This window comes from Bradyrhizobium sp. URHC0002, from assembly GCF_054059515.1.
Genome location: NZ_JBSSCF010000001.1, coordinates 214709 through 229845, shown reverse-complemented (window position 1 = coordinate 229845; position 15137 = coordinate 214709). Strand labels below are relative to the sequence as shown.

Here is a 15137-nt window from a genome sequence, read left to right as displayed (position 1 = left end):
GGGGTTTCTTGGGATTTGTCGGGGAATTTCTGCCCTTCAGACGCTTCTTGGAACAGCGGGCGCGGAAATTCAACTGCCGAAAGCGCAGGGTAGGGTGGGCAAAGGCGCCCTTTCGCCGTGCCACCACCAGCGTCTCGCACACGATGGTGGGCACGCGGAGCCTGTCATCGGGCGCGCCTTCGCGCGACCCGGTGGCTTTGCCTACCCTACAAGTTGTCGAACCGGAACGCGCCTCCGTCGCGCTTGAGGTGACCGGCACCGAAGTGGCCGCCGATCACCAGCGTCGGCGTATCGGCGAAGCGCGAGAATAGCTCGCGACGGGTCACCACGGACTGGGCGGGATCGGAATCGGCCGTGGACGACCAGTCGAGATGGGCCATCTGGCAGGGATGGTGGGCGGCGTCCCCTGTGAGCAGGGCCTCCGTGCCGTCCGACTTGATGTGAACGCTCATATGGCCGGGGCTGTGGCCGGGGGTCGGGATCAGGGTGATCTCGTCCGCAAGCTGGGCGTCGCTGGCGACGAGATCGGCCTTGCCGGCATCCGCAATCGGCTTCACGGAATCGTTGAACACCGCTGCCCTGTCAGGCGCGCCGCTGTGGTCGCGCCAATACTCAAACTCGGTCTTGCCGAACACATATCGGGCGTTGGTGAAGGTCGGCACCCATTTGCCGTCCACCAGTCGCGTGTTCCACCCGACATGGTCGACATGCAGATGCGTGCACAGCACCGTATCGATGCTGTCGGGCGGGAAGCCCGCCGCCGTCAGCCTGTCGAGGAACGGATCGTTGCGGTTGTTCCAGGTCGGCACGTTGCGACCCTGCTTGTCATTGCCGAGCCCGGTGTCGACGATGATGCGGCGCGACGGCGTTTCCACCAGCAGCGAGTGGATCGACATTTTGAGCCGGCCATCCTCCGTCGCGAAATCAGGGATCAGCCAGGGCAGTTTCTGGATTTCCTCGTGGCTCGCGAGCGGCAGGATGAAACGGGTGCTGCCGACGGTCTCCGTTTCGATGATTTTTGTGATTTTGACCCTGCCCACCGTCCAGCTCATCCGGCGCTTCCTTACGTTTCTGTTGTTGGGGCAAGGATGCGGGTTTCCATGTTCCGGTGCAATGGATCATCTGACGGCATCGGGCGTTATCGCATAGCCCGTATGAGGAACATGTGATGCCAGAACTCATGATTTCGTCCGAAAAAGTCGGCTTCCTGATCGAGAAGGCCCGCCAGTTCGACGTCAAGGAAGCCGCGTCCGATCCGGACTCCGGATCCAATCCCACCGACGACGATATGGTTGATGTGCTCGAGGACGATGGGCGCGACCTTGTCGCGCGCGAGATCGCCGGTTTCATCAATGCGCTGAGTGAGGACGAGCAGATCGACCTCGTCGCGCTGATGCGGCTCGGCCGCGGCGACGGAACCATCGAGGAATGGAAGGACTTGCGGCAGCAGGCCGCGGAGGGACGCAGTGGTGGCCCAACCGCGCGCTATCTGCTCGGCGAGCCGATGCTGGGCGACCTTCTCGCTGAAGGTCTCGGCGAGTTCGGCCTTTCCTGGACGGAGGCGCGGACCACGCCGGTCCAGTAGCTATCTGTAGCTGCTTGGGTTACTTGGCGCAGTCCACGATTACGGTGCCCAGCTTGTCGCCTTTCTCCACCGCAAGATGCGCCTGTGCGGTGTCCGAGAGGGCGAACTGCGCGGCTACGTTGTGAATGCGCGGACCCGCCGCCAGCCACTTCGAAATGTCCGCCTGCGCCGCCGCCAATAGCGGCTGTGGCAGCGCGAACAGCACCAGCGTGCGCAGCGCGATGCATTTTTCCATCAACTCGCGCATCGGCACGACGGGCGTGCGGTTGCCATTGGTGGCATACACCGCGATCGTCGAATTCATGCCCATCAGTTTCAGCGTGGTCTGGATATTGCCGCCGAAATCGACATCGACGACGCGGTCGACGCCGCGCTGCCCGGTGTAGGCCATCGCTTTGGCGGCGACGTCTTCGCTTCTGTAGTTGATGACGAGATCGGCGCCGGCAAGCCGGGCCTGCTCGGCCTTGGCCGCCGAACTGACGGTCGCGATCACCTTGGCGCCGCCCCATTTGGCGAGTTGCACGGCATAGTGACCGACGGCTCCGGCGCCACCGGTGACCAGCACCGTCTGTCCCACGATCGGGCCGTCGCAGAAGAGGCAGGTCCACGCGGTCATGCCGGGGATGCCGAGGGTGGCGCCTTCCGCAAACGACAAATTGTCGGGCAGCGGCGTCACCAGATGTTCGGCGAGCGCAATGTATTCAGCCGCGGTGCCGAACGCGCGGCCGTTGCGCTGGCCGTTGAACAGCCAGACGCGCTGGCCAATCTTGAGCCGCGTGACGCCGTCGCCGACCTGGTCGATGATCCCCGCACCGTCGCTGTTTGGAATGACGCGCGGATATTCCATCGCGCGATAGCTGCCGCCGCGGCGGCCGACATCGGCGGGATTGACGCCGGACGCCTCCAGCCGCACCCGGACTTCGCCCGGGCCGGCCAGTGGCGTCGGCATCTCGCCATAGCTCAGCACCTCGGGCGCGGGGCCCGCTCGCTCGTACCAGACTGCCTTCATAGCGTGCCCGGAAACGCGCCGCCGTCGAGCAGGATGTTCTGGCCGGTGATGTAGCCGGCCTTGGCGCCGCACAGGAACGCACAGGCATAGCCGAACTCATCGGGCTCGCCGAATCGCCCCGCCGGATTCTGCTTGGCGCGCTCGGCAAACACCTGGTCCGCCGTGATGCCGCGCTTCTCGGCTTCCGCTTTCCCCACACCGCGCAGGCGGTCGGTGTCGAACGGTCCCGGCAGCAGCGCGTTGATGGTGACGTTGCTGATCACGGTCTTGCGCGACAGCCCGGCGACGAAGCCGGTGAGGCCGGCACGCGCGCCGTTGGAAAGGCCGAGAATATCGATCGGCGCCTTCACCGCGGCGGAGGTGATGTTGACGATGCGGCCGAATTTCCGCGCCATCATGCCGTCCACCGTCGCCTTGATCAGTTCGATCGGTGTCAGCATGTTGGCGTCGATCGCCTTGATCCAGTCGTCGCGGGTCCAGTTGCGGAAATCGCCGGGCGGCGGGCCGCCGGCATTGTTGATCAGGATGTCCGGATCGGGACAGGCTTTCAGCGCGGCTTCGCGCCCTGCCGGAGTGGTGATGTCGCCGGCGACTTCCGTGACGGTGACGGTCGGATAGGCTTTGCGGATTTCGTCGGCGGTCTTTTTCAGTGCCTCCGCGCCGCGCGCGGTCAGCGTGACGTGCACGCCTTCATTGGCCAGCGCTATGGCGCAGGCGCGCCCCAGGCCCTTGCTCGATGCGCAGACGATGGCGCGGCGGTCTTTGATCCCAAGATCCACTGTTTCTCTCCCGTTGTGTCAGGTGATTTTCTGAAAGTCGGATGAGCCCACTTTAACCAAGTCGAGCGGCCCTGATAAGGAAGCGGCTACCGCCGAAACGCATATCAGGGAGACGGCGCCGATGACATGCCGATTATATGTGGCGGTCTTTCTTCAGGCGGTCGATCGCAGCCACGAGATCCGGCGGAAGGGAATTGACGCCCATTTGCCCGGCGGCCGACAGCATAGGCCGCAACCGCGAGCCGGTCATGAATGCCGGCTGAAGTTTTGCCGGCACAAGCTGGTCGAAGATCAGCACAACCGTGATCGCAATCAGGCCGACGCGCACTGCGCCGAGGGCGGCACCGCCAAGGCGGTCTCCGATGCCGGCTTGCGGTCCAATGATGTCGTCGAGGACCAGGCAGACCAGCTTTCCGAGCACCATGCCGATGACCAGAAAAGCTCCGAAGAACAGCGGCGAATTCTGCGCAAACGGCAGCGCATGCTGGCCGTCGGGCTGCGGCGACACCAGTGGCACCAGCCCTATCGCAATCGGCATCGCGGCGATGTAGGCCAGAATTGCAATTGCGCTACGCAATAGCCCGGTATTGAAACCGATGACCACCGCAATAATCAGTCCGAGATAGACGACGGCATCGAAACTGTTCATGGGGAAAACTCCACCCCGTTCCGATACCGATGCTTCGTCAATGAATCGGACCAACGATCGCTAAAATCGTCTGTATCAACCAAAGCGTGTGTGGTCGGAACTATGGAGCGCCGGCCTTGGACATCGCTTCGCTCAACCGGGCTACTGCACTGTGTCCGGCAGCGTGCATACGTGCTCGGGCTCGCTCCACGTCATTGCGGACAGCTGGATTGCTTCGTCGCGGGAGCCTGTTATCGGGCGCGCATTCGCGCGACCCGTTGGCTCCTCGCAATGACGGGTGCAATAAATCAACCCGCCCGCATCTCCGCCTTGATCATGTCGGCGGCCTTCTCGCCGATCATGATGGTCGGCGCGTTGGTGTTGCCGCCGATCAGCGTCGGCATGATGGAGGCATCGACCACCCGCAATCCCTCGACGCCGTACACTTTCAGCGTCGGATCGACCACGGCCAAGGGATCGTTGACGCCCATCTTGGCGGTGCCGACCGGGTGATAGACGGTGTCGACGCGGGCGCGCAGGAGGTTGCGGATCTCGTCATCGCTATGCACGCCTTCGGTGAACATCTCCTTTTTCTGCAACGCGCGCAGCGCCGGCGTCTCCATCAGCCGCCGCGTGGTCTTGAAGCCAGCGACCATGGCTTCCAGGTCGGCCTCTTCGCCGAAGAAGTTCGGATCGATCACCGGCGGGAGAAGCGGATGGGCGCTGCCGAGCGAAACGCTGCCGCGGCTCTTCGGCCGCAGCAGGCAGACGTGGCAGGTAAAGCCGGTGCCGCGATGGCGCTTGCGGCCGTGATCGTCGGCCAGCGCCATGCCGAAATGGAGCTGGATATCGGGCACCTCGAGGTCCGGCCGGGTTTTCAGGAAGCCGCCGCATTCGGCGAAGTTCGACGTCATCGGCCCGCGTCGTTCGCGCCGGTACTGGCTGATAGCGCGCATCAGCCGTGGCAACGCTTTGAGCGAGATGCCGTTGAAGTTCGGATTGTCGGACATGTAGCCGAACACGAAATCGGGATGATCCTGCAGGTTCTGTCCGACGCCGGGCAAATGATGCACGGTGGCGATGCCGTGGTTGCCAAGGGCCGCGCTGTCGCCGACGCCGGAGAGCATCAGGAGTTGCGGGGTCTGGAACGCACCGGCGGACACGATCACCTCGCGCCGGGCGCGGATCCGCTTGATTTCCTTGCCCTGGCGGTATTCGACGCCGACCGCGCGCTTGCCCTCGAACAGGATGCGGCTGGCGTGGGCATGCGTCTCGACGCGCAGATTGGCGCGGTTTCCCATATGCGGGTGGATATAGGCGCGCGCGGCGCTGCACCGCTCGCCGTTCTTCTGCGTCAGTTGATAGATGCCGAGCCCCTCATGGTCGTCGGCATTGAAATCCTCGCGCAGGCGAAACTGCGCTTCCTGCGCCGCTTGCAGAAAAATCTGCTGCACCGGATTGTCGCTGCGCGATTTGTTGACAGCCAGCGGCCCACCCTTGCCGTGATACTCGCCGCCGAAATCGGAATTGTCTTCCGCGCGCTTGAAGTAGGGCAGCACGTCGGCGAACGACCAGCCGGCATTGCCGAGCGAGGCCCATTGATCGTAGTCGGCGCGGTGGCCGCGGATATAGACCATCGCGTTGATGGCGGACGAGCCGCCGAGCCCCTTGCCGCGCGGCTGATAGCCGATGCGGCCGTTGAGGCCCTTTTGCGGCACGGTGTTGAAGGCCCAGTTGTTGACGTTGCCGGCGACCATCAGCACGAGTGCGAACGGCGTCGTGACCACCCAATTGTCGTTCCTGCCGCCGGCGTCCAGCACCGCCACCGAAATGTTCGGATCCTCCGACAGCCGTCCCGCCACCGTGCAGCCGCCGGAGCCGCCGCCCACCACCACGAAGTCGAATGTATCCGTCACGCGCATCCCCCGTTTTTTTGTTCTGGCAGGCCCGCACGGCCACGCTTTGGGGGCCAAAACTCCGCTTTTGCGGCGTTTATGGCAAGAGCGGTTCCACGAGGCGGTTTTTCCCCCTCAAACCCTCGTTTTTGCTGTCATAAAATCCTCAAAAGCGGAGCCTTGCCCCTTTCCAAAGCGGGACGACGTTGATACATACCCATCGCGCCCGACGGCTTCGGCCCGGTCGCCTTCTCAGGAAGCCTCCGGACGGGATCGATCGGCGTCATCTGGCGTTCGCCGTGAACGTTTCGGCACCGGCTTTTCGAAGGCAGCGCAACGGTTTAACGCGGGGTGGAGCAGCCCGGTAGCTCGTCAGGCTCATAACCTGAAGGTCATAGGTTCAAATCCTATCCCCGCAACCAACTACAATGCAAAACCCCGGCCCCGCGGCCGGGGTTTTCGTTTTTAGGGCAACCCGTCAAGCCGTCAACGCGTGATGCCGACGGGTGTCGGCGAGCGCCGTGCTGCGCGCGTCGGCCACTTCAGGGATCGAGAGGTCATCGGAAAGTTTGCCGCGACGTTATATCGCGTGGGACACAACCGCTTCACCACGGCGCATCATTTTTATCACCGTTCAAATCAACGGCGTTCGGACGCGCGTCATTCAAACGAATGAGTCAGACTAAAGTTCGACGCTCAATCAATTGTCCAAATTATGTCATCGGGATTCGCAATCAGTCGACGTAAGAATTTTTGTGCCCATAGGCTTTGCCTATGTCCCTTTGCCGATGTCATTCGCGCACACACACTTGGAATAAATCCAATCGGAAATCGACTCCGCATGATTGATACTGCATGTTGGCGCAACTCCCGACTGACACATTCTGCGCGTAAGCATTGGTCAGAGGAAAAACATGCGGGCGAAAACGGAGCAAAGGAATCTGGGAGCGCGAGGCGACCCTGAGTTCGGGTCGTGGCTTGCGTGCGCTTCGATTCTTGTCGTCGATAACGAAGGGACATCGTCACCGACAAGGATCAGGCATCGGGCCGATCCTTGCGCCGGACGATATGATTGCGAACATCGTGCGTTGTGTCGGCTAGCGCCGCGCGTGACTCATGGGTTTGCCAATCGTTGCACGCCGATCGCGGCGCAGCAGATCACTGCATTCCGACATTCTGTGGATGGTTTCGCCAGGCGCGCTCCGCGCGCCTCGGCGGCTGTGGAGGCATTGGGGAACGCGGCTAATGACAACTGGGAATTTGGACCTCGATACGTTTCCGAAGCTGCTCATGCATCACTCCCGCGAGCGGGGTGAACGTCCGGCCATCCGCGAAAAGAGCCGCGGCATCTGGTGCACCGTAACTTGGCGCGAACTGGCCGAAGAAGCCGCCGCGCTTGCAGCCGCGGCGTCGGAACGAGGCCTGCAACGCGGCGCCCATGTCGCTTTGCTGGGCGACAACCGGCCGCGGCTGTATGCGGCAATGTGCGCGGCGCAGTGGCTCGGCGCCGTCGTGGTGCCGCTCTATCAGGATGCGACGGCTGACGAGATCGCGTCGTCGATCGACAGCGCGAAAGTTACCCACGTCTTTGCCGAAAACCAGGAGCAGGTCGACAAGTTGCTCGAAATATTGCCGCGCTGTCCCACAGTTCGATGCATTGTCTACGACAAGGACCGCGGCATGCGCCACTACAAGCAGCCGGAGCTTGTCAGCTACGCTTCTTTGCTGCAGCACGGCCACCAACTCGCCGCCGAAAAGCGTGACTTCCTGCATGCCGAGGCCGCGCGCGGCAGCGGGCAGGATTCAGCCTTCGTGTTCTATACATCGGGCACGACCGGCCCCGCCAAGGGCGTCGTCCTCACCCATGCCTCGCTGATCGATCGCGCGCGTGTGGCCGCGTCGATGGGAGAATTGAAGGATACCGACGTGGCGATGGCCTACCTTCCGCCCGGATGGATCGGCCAGAACCTGTTCGGCTACGTCCAGCCGATGGTCGTCGGCTACTGCATCTGTTGCCCCGAATCCTCCGACACCATGCTTGCCGATATGCGCGAGATGGGTCCGACATATTTCCTCGCCACACCGCGCGTGCTTGAGACGCTGGCCAAACAGGTGTCGCTCCGAATGGAGGAGGCCGGCGGCTTCAATCAGGCTCTCTATCGCTATTGCATGGCAGTCGCGCGGCGGGTCAGTGCGCGGACGTTGGCCGGCGAAGCCGTTTCGGTCGGCGACCGGCTGGTGTCGATGGCGACCGATCTCTTGATGCGCGGACCGCTCCGCGATGTGCTCGGGATGAGCAAGGTGCGCCTGGCCTACACCGCCGGCGATGCGATCGATCCCGATCTGTTGATGTTTTTTCGTGCGCTGGGAATCAACCTGAAGCAGCTCTACGGCTCCACTGAAACCGGATTCTTCGTCGCGATGCAGCGCGACGGCGCGGTCAGGCCGGATACGGTCGGATCTCCGGTCGAAGGTGTGGAACTGAAAATGACGCCGCAGCGCGAAATCCTGGTGCGCTCACCCGGCCTTTTCAGGGAGTACCATGGTGACTCCGAGAGAACGGCGCGGGCATTAGACGCCGAGGGCTGGTTTCACACCGGCGACGCCGGTTACCTCGGCCAGGACGGGCAATTGCGGATCGTCGATCGCATGGCCTATGTCGGCGCGTTGAAAGACGGCACGCCATATGCGCCCAGGCTGCTCGAAAGCAAACTCAAGTTCCTGCCCTACATCAGGGAAGCGGTGGCGTTCGGCGACGGGCGCGACACGGTCTGCGCGCTCATCGACATCGAAATGGCCGCCACCAGCCGGTGGGCCGACAAGCTGAGCATTTCGTACATGGGGCACGCCGATCTCGCCTCGCGCGACGAAGTTTATGCACTGATTGCGGATTGTATCGCCAACGTAAACGCGCAGCTGGCGTCGGAGCCCTCGCTGGCGCAATCGCAGATCCAGCGCTTTGTCATCCTGAACCATGAGCTGAGCGCGGATGACGGCGTCCTCACGCGTACCGGCAAGCTGCGCCGCGACGTCATCGCGGAGCGATACCGGGCGCTGGTGGACGCGATGTATGACGGCCGAACCGAAATGCGTTTCGAGGCTGGAAGCGTCGAAGGGGCCGCGCCCGCAGAGATGAAAATCCGCGACGCGAAAGTCGTTGCATCCGCGCAGAACCGGAGAGCCGCCTGAACATGACGATATCAGTACAATCCTCCATTCTGCAGTCCGCGCAACGCGCCTTTGCTTTCGGTTCGCCGATCCTCGAACTCGACTCGATCTCGTTGCGCTTTGGCGGCGTGCAGGCGTTGTCCAATATTTCCTTCAATGTGCTCGAGCACGAGATCCGCGCCATCATCGGTCCGAACGGCGCCGGCAAGAGCTCGATGCTTAACGTCATCAACGGCATCTATGTGCCGCAGGAAGGCGGCATCACCTTCCGGGGCGAACGCCTGTCGGAAATGGCGCCGACACACGCTGCCCGGCTCGGTATCGCGCGCACCTTCCAGAACATTGCGCTGTTTCGGGGCATGTCGGTGCTCGACAACATCATGGCCGGCCGCAACCTGCATATGCACGCAAGCTTTCTCGAAGTGGCGCTGCAGTTGCCTCGTGCCCGTCGCGAGGAGGCCGAAAATCGCGCCGCGGTCGAGGAAATCATCGAGTTCCTCGAGATCGAGCACATCCGCAAGACGCCGGTGGCGCGCCTGCCCTACGGGCTGCAGAAGCGCGTCGAACTTGGCCGTGCGCTCGCCGCCGAACCGACCATCCTGCTGCTCGACGAGCCGATGGCCGGCATGAACATCGAGGAGAAGCAGGACATGTGCCGCTTCATCCTCGATGTCAACGACCACTACGGCACGACCATCGTGCTGATCGAGCACGACATGGGTGTGGTGATGGACATCTCCGACCGTGTCGTCGTGCTGGACTACGGCAAGAAGATCGGGGACGGCACGCCTGAAGAAGTGCGGGCGGACCAGAACGTCATCGACGCCTATCTCGGCGTCCCACACTGAGGACAGGCAATGCCGGACTTTTGGTTTTTTCTCGAGGTTCTGGTCGGCGGCCTGCTTTCGGGAACGATGTACGCGCTGGTCGCGCTCGGTTTTGTGCTCATCTACAAGGCCTCGTCGGTGTTCAACTTCGCGCAGGGCGCGATGGTCTTCTTCGCCGTGCTGTCCTTTGTCGGCTTCATGGAGCTCGGGCTGCCGTTCTGGGCGGCGCTGCCCGTCACTGTCGGCCTGATGATCCTCGTCGGCATGGGCACCGAACGCTTCGTTCTGCGTCCGCTGGTAAATCAGAGCGAGGACACGCTGCTGATGGCCACGATCGGTCTCGCCTTCGTCATCGAAGGCGTGGCGCAACTTGCTTGGGGCGTCGACGTGCGGCGCCTGGATCTCGGCATTCGGGACGAGCCGATCAACTGGGTGATGGACAAGACGGGCATGCTCGTCAGCCAGCTCGACGTCACGGCGGCAGCGGTCGCCGGCATCATGGTGGCGGCGCTGGCGCTGCTGTTCTCGCACACCAAGGTTGGGCGCGGGTTGCGTGCGGTCGCGGACGACCATGCCGCGGCGCTGTCGATCGGCATTCCCTTAAAACACATCTGGATGCTCGTGTGGGCCACGGCGGGCGTCGTTGCCCTGGTTGCGGGCATGCTGTGGGGCGCGCGCAGCGGCGTTCAGTTCGCGCTGGTGTGGGTCGCGCTCAAGGCCTTGCCGGTGCTGATCATCGGAGGTTTCACCTCGGTGCCGGGCGTCATCCTCGCCGGCCTGATCGTGGGCGCGGTCGAAAAACTCGGCGAGGTCTTCATCGGCCCGTTTTTCGGTGGCGGCATCGAGGGGTGGGCCCCGTACATGCTCGCCGTTCTCTTCCTGCTGATCAGACCGGAAGGCCTGTTCGGCGAAAAGATCATCCGTCGCGTCTGACGTCGCGCAACCCCGAGGATTCCGTTTCATGCTCTACCGAGAAGCCGGACAGTTCCGCACCAGTTACGCGCAGGACTCGCAGATCTTTCCGCTGCGTCAGGATCGTATCGGCATCGCGATCATGCTGATCGCTGCGGTGATGCTCCCGTTCGTCGCCAACAGCTACTGGCTGAGCGCGATCCTTATTCCATGGCTCGTACTTTCCCTGGTGGCGCTCGGGCAGAACATCCTGATGGGCTATGCCGGCCAGCTTTCGCTCGGATCGGCCGGCTTCATGGCTGTCGGAGCGTTCGCCTGTTACAACCTCATTCTTCGTATCGACGGCATTCCGTTTGTGGTCGCGGTCGGACTTTCCGGCGTCTGCGCAGCTTTGGTCGGCATCGTCTTCGGTCTGCCGAGCTTGCGTATTCGCGGACTGTATCTCGCGGTCGCGACGCTCGCATCGCAGTTCTTCATCGTCTGGGCGCTGGACAAGTTCGGCTGGTTCAAGAACTACGACCCGGCGGGCGTGATCACCGCGCAGCCGATCGTGATGTTCGGCCACAACTTCGCAACGCCCCGTGAGAAGTATTGGGTGGTGCTTGCGATCGTCGCAGTGCTCGCGCTTCTGGCCAAGAACATGGCGCGCGGCAGCATCGGGCGCGGCTGGATGGCGGTGCGTGACATGGATGTCGCGGCCGAAGTGATGGGTTTTTCGCTGCTGCGCACCAAGCTGCAGGCTTTTGCGATCAGTTCGTTCTATTGCGGCGTCGGCGGTGCGCTGTTCGCATTCGCCTACCTGCAGACCGTGGAGCCGTCGGCCTTCGGCATCGACCTGTCGTTCCGAATTCTCTTCATGGTCATCATCGGCGGTCTCGGCACCATTATGGGCTCGTTCCTGGGCGCGGGCTTCATCCTCCTGATGCCGATCTTCCTGAACATCTTCTTCCACACCGTTTTCGGCAAATCCGTCGACGCCACCATCACGTCGGCGCTCGAGCAGGTCATTTTCGGCGTGATGATCATCATGTTCCTGATCTTCGAGCCGCTCGGGCTGGCGCGGCTCTGGCAACTGACAAAGGAGAGACTGCGGCTATGGCCGTTCAAGCACTGAGGGTGATCATCCCAAAGAAACCAGCACGTCCAATAAACGCAGCAAGGGGAGAACCAGTAATGTTGACCAACAAGATGCTTCGCCGTGTAGTTCCCGCTATTTCCGCCGCCGCCACCTTCATCGCGATCGCAGCCGCATCGACGGCTGCAATGGTGCAGGAGGCCCAGGAACAGTATTTCGGAATTCCGAGCAGCCGCGTCGGACCGTACTCGGCCATGGGTACCGGCTACTACGGCGGCATCATCGACTATCTTAACTACGTAAACATCAAGGGCGGCGTCAATGGCGTGAAGCTGACCTATGATGAGTGCGAGACCGAATATAACGCCGCGCGCACCGTGGAATGCTACCAGCGCCTGCTCAACAAGGGCGATCAGAAGATGGTGGTGTTCGATACGCTTGGCACGCCCGGCGCCTATGCCGTGATCGGCCGCATGGCGCAGGACCACGTCGTGCTGGCTCAGTACGGCTATGGGCGAACCGATGCCGCCGACGGACGCGTCTGGCCATGGGTGTTCAATGCGGCAGGCCACTACTGGGGGCAGATCGCGGTCAAGATGAACTACATCGCCGAAAAGGAAGGCGGTGTCGACAAGATGAAGGGCAAGACGATCGTGCATCTGCACATCGACACGGCCTACGGCCGTGAGCCGTTGCCGGCGATGCGCCAGATTGCCAAGGACTGGGACTTCAAGCTGATCGAGATCGCCGTGCCGGCCCCGGGTCTGGAGCAGCAGTCGCAGTGGCTGCAAATCCGCAAGGAGAAGGCCGACTGGGTCACATTCTGGGGCGCTGGCTCCGGCATGAACTCAACCGCGATCACCACCGCCGCTCGTGTCGGCTTCCCGCGCGAGAAGATGTTTTATGTCACCTTCGGCGGCGCCGAGGAGGACATGATTCCGGCCGGCGACGCCGCGAAAGGTACTTATGTCGCCGCCAACGCCGCGCCCGGCAAGGACTACCCGCTGATCGCTGACATCCTGAAGGTGGTCTACGGCGCCGGCAAGGGCAACATGCAGAACCCGGAGCGGGTGGGGACGGTCTACTATAATCGCGGCGTCGGCGCGGCGGCGATGTGGATTGAAGCACTCAAGAACGCCCAGCAGATCCACAACAAGGTCGGCAAGACGGTCAACGGTGACGAGTTCCGCGATGGGTACGAAGCGCTCGACATCACCGACGAGAAGCTCAAGGAGATCGGCATTCTCGGCATGTCGGCGCCGTTCAAGATGTCGTGCGCGAAGCATGATGGCTCCGAGCGCTTCAAGGTCATGCAATGGGACGGCAAGAAGTTCCAGATATTGACGGACTGGGTGCCGGCGCCCGACCCGGCCTTCATCCGCAAGCTGATCGAAGACTCGGCGGCGAAGTTTGCCGCCGAGAACAACATCACGCCGCGCAAGTGCTCCTGATCGACAAGGCACGCTGCAAACGCGTCACAAGCGATGTCAGAGGGATGGGGTGACACCCATCCCCCGGACGGTTTCGACTTAAAGGGAGGCTGCCATGAATGTTTCTGTTGCACCGGCTGTTGATCGAACCGCAGCGGTTCAAGCTGCGGCGCGGCCTGTCCTGGCGGTGAAGAATATCGAGGTGATCTACAATCACGTGATCCTCGTGCTCCGCGGCGTTTCTCTCGAAGTGCCGCAAGGCAAGATCGTTGCGCTGCTTGGCGGCAACGGCGCCGGCAAGAGTACGACGCTGAAATCGATCTCGACGCTGCTGGGTTCGGAGAGAGGCGCCGTGACCAAGGGATCGATCGAATTCCGCGGGCAGCGAACTGACCAGCTCACGCCGGGCGAACTGGTCGGCATGGGTCTGGTGCAGGTGATGGAGGGAAGGCATTGCTTCGGGCATCTGACCGCCGAGGAGAACCTGATTACCGGGGCCTACGCGCGTTCCATCAGCAGGGCGCAGCTGCGCGAAGAGCTTGACCGGATCTACGCATACTTCCCACGGCTGAAAGTGCGGCGCAGCAGCCTTGCGGGCTACACGTCGGGCGGCGAACAGCAGATGATCGCCATCGGCCGCGCCATGATGGCGAAGCCGAACATGCTGTTGCTCGATGAGCCGTCGATGGGCTTGGCCCCGCAGATCGTAGCTGAGATTTTTGAAATCGTTCGCGACCTCAACCAGAAGGAGGGCGTGAGCATCCTGCTGGCCGAGCAGAATACCAACGTGGCGCTGAAATACGCCGACTACGGCTACATCCTGGAAAGCGGGCGCATCATGATGGACGGCCCGGCCAAGGCCCTGGCGGACAACAAGGACGTCAAGGAGTTCTATCTCGGAATGTCGTCGGAAGGGCGCAAGAGCTTTCGCGACATGAAGTCGTACCGCCGCCGCAAGCGCTGGGTTTGAGATCGACCGCTGGATAGCGTTTTCGAGCGAAGTGGGTAGCGGTTCGCGTGAAGAAAACGCGTCAAAACAAGAATCTACTCCTTGCGCACGTGGCGCCACAGCAGGTCGGCGATTTCGCGGCGGCGTTGCGCCCTGGCCTTGGGCGATGACATGTCCCAGCCGAATTGCGCCTCGAAGGTGTGGCGGTTCGCGACCGAGAAGAAGCAGAGCGCGTTCAGCGTCATGTGCAGTTCGATCGGATCGATGCCTGGTCTGATTGCACCGCTGCGAACGCCTCGCTCCAGCACCTTGCCGATCTGGTTGATGATGGGCCGCGTCATCTCCTTGAGCGTCCGGCTGGCGCTGATGTGCCGGCCGCGGTGGATGTTCTCGATCGTGACCAGGCGGATGTATTCCGGGTTGGCCTGGTCGAAATCGAAGGTGAATTCCGCAAGCCTTCGGATCGCGGCCTCCGGCTCCAGTGCCTCGAGATGCAGGTCTTCTTCGGCAAGGCGCATCTTGGCGTAGGCCATTTCGAGCACGGCGGTGAACAGCTCTTCCTTCGAGTTGAAGTAATAGAAGATCAGCCGCTTGGTGATGTTGGCGCGCGCGGCGATCGCGTCGGTGTTGCCGCCAAACAGGCCATTTTCGGCGAATTCCGCAAACGCAATCTCCAGGATCTCACGTTTGGTCCGTTCCCGGTCGCGCCGCCGGATCGGCGGCTCTTTCGCCTTCGCTGATGCGGGTGTTTTCGCAAGTGCCATCTGGCTGTCCGCTCCTTCCGCGCCCGAGCGGGCGCTTGCCCGCATCATGGATCGAATCGATCGCTATTGACAGCAATTATCCAATGGATTAATTATTACTATCCCATAGGTTAATT

13 protein-coding genes and 1 tRNA gene are annotated in these 15137 nt (G+C 62.3%); 8 read left to right on the top strand and 6 right to left on the bottom strand.

What is annotated here, in order from left to right:
* Nucleotides 1-206: 206 nt before the first annotated feature.
* On the bottom strand, nucleotides 207-1052 hold the full coding sequence (locus ACVWVY_RS01075) for an MBL fold metallo-hydrolase (protein ID WP_456624662.1): 846 nt from the start codon (nucleotides 1050-1052) through the stop codon (nucleotides 207-209).
* A gap of 116 nt (nucleotides 1053-1168) precedes the next feature.
* Between ACVWVY_RS01075 and ACVWVY_RS01070 the strand changes: the two genes are divergently transcribed.
* Nucleotides 1169-1585, top strand: a complete 417-nt coding sequence (locus tag ACVWVY_RS01070; protein WP_456624661.1) for a DUF3775 domain-containing protein — start codon at nucleotides 1169-1171, stop codon at nucleotides 1583-1585.
* Nucleotides 1586-1604: 19 nt separating this feature from the next.
* Here the strand turns inward: ACVWVY_RS01070 and ACVWVY_RS01065 are convergent, their stop codons facing one another.
* The 4 genes from ACVWVY_RS01065 to ACVWVY_RS01050 form a co-directional block, all read right to left on the bottom strand.
* The gene (locus ACVWVY_RS01065; protein ID WP_456624660.1) at nucleotides 1605-2594 is read right to left on the bottom strand and encodes an NADPH:quinone reductase; all 990 of its coding nucleotides are present in this window, start codon (nucleotides 2592-2594) and stop codon (nucleotides 1605-1607) included.
* A complete protein-coding gene (locus ACVWVY_RS01060; protein ID WP_456624659.1) occupies nucleotides 2591-3373 on the bottom strand; it encodes an SDR family oxidoreductase in 783 nt (260 codons plus the stop codon). The genes ACVWVY_RS01065 and ACVWVY_RS01060 overlap by 4 nt, the downstream gene beginning before the upstream one ends.
* A gap of 133 nt (nucleotides 3374-3506) precedes the next feature.
* Complete coding sequence (locus ACVWVY_RS01055; RefSeq protein WP_456624658.1) at nucleotides 3507-4022, bottom strand: CvpA family protein; 516 nt, start codon at nucleotides 4020-4022, stop codon at nucleotides 3507-3509.
* A gap of 287 nt (nucleotides 4023-4309) precedes the next feature.
* A complete protein-coding gene (locus tag ACVWVY_RS01050) occupies nucleotides 4310-5917 on the bottom strand; it encodes a GMC family oxidoreductase (RefSeq protein WP_456624657.1) in 1608 nt (535 codons plus the stop codon).
* 324 nt (nucleotides 5918-6241) lie between these two features.
* Here ACVWVY_RS01050 and ACVWVY_RS01045 point away from each other — a divergent pair.
* The 7 genes from ACVWVY_RS01045 to ACVWVY_RS01015 all read left to right on the top strand — a co-directional run bounded on the left by ACVWVY_RS01045 (nucleotide 6242) and on the right by ACVWVY_RS01015 (nucleotide 14278).
* Nucleotides 6242-6318 (top strand) — tRNA-Met (locus tag ACVWVY_RS01045).
* Nucleotides 6319-7141: 823 nt separating this feature from the next.
* On the top strand, nucleotides 7142-9085 hold the full coding sequence (locus ACVWVY_RS01040) for an AMP-dependent synthetase/ligase (RefSeq protein ID WP_456624656.1): 1944 nt from the start codon (nucleotides 7142-7144) through the stop codon (nucleotides 9083-9085).
* Between the two features lie 2 nt (nucleotides 9086-9087).
* Nucleotides 9088-9912, top strand: a complete 825-nt coding sequence (locus ACVWVY_RS01035; RefSeq protein ID WP_456624655.1) for an ABC transporter ATP-binding protein — start codon at nucleotides 9088-9090, stop codon at nucleotides 9910-9912.
* Between the two features lie 9 nt (nucleotides 9913-9921).
* On the top strand, nucleotides 9922-10824 hold the full coding sequence (locus tag ACVWVY_RS01030; protein WP_456624654.1) for a branched-chain amino acid ABC transporter permease: 903 nt from the start codon (nucleotides 9922-9924) through the stop codon (nucleotides 10822-10824).
* A gap of 28 nt (nucleotides 10825-10852) precedes the next feature.
* Nucleotides 10853-11917: a branched-chain amino acid ABC transporter permease gene (locus ACVWVY_RS01025; protein ID WP_456624653.1), complete on the top strand. Its 1065-nt coding sequence runs from the start codon at nucleotides 10853-10855 to the stop codon at nucleotides 11915-11917.
* Nucleotides 11918-11976: 59 nt separating this feature from the next.
* The gene (locus ACVWVY_RS01020; RefSeq protein ID WP_456624652.1) at nucleotides 11977-13329 is read left to right on the top strand and encodes an ABC transporter substrate-binding protein; all 1353 of its coding nucleotides are present in this window, start codon (nucleotides 11977-11979) and stop codon (nucleotides 13327-13329) included.
* 94 nt (nucleotides 13330-13423) lie between these two features.
* A complete protein-coding gene (locus ACVWVY_RS01015; RefSeq protein ID WP_456624651.1) occupies nucleotides 13424-14278 on the top strand; it encodes an ABC transporter ATP-binding protein in 855 nt (284 codons plus the stop codon).
* A gap of 74 nt (nucleotides 14279-14352) precedes the next feature.
* Here the strand turns inward: ACVWVY_RS01015 and ACVWVY_RS01010 are convergent, their stop codons facing one another.
* A complete protein-coding gene (locus tag ACVWVY_RS01010) occupies nucleotides 14353-15021 on the bottom strand; it encodes a TetR/AcrR family transcriptional regulator (protein ID WP_456624650.1) in 669 nt (222 codons plus the stop codon).
* Nucleotides 15022-15137 lie beyond the last annotated feature (116 nt).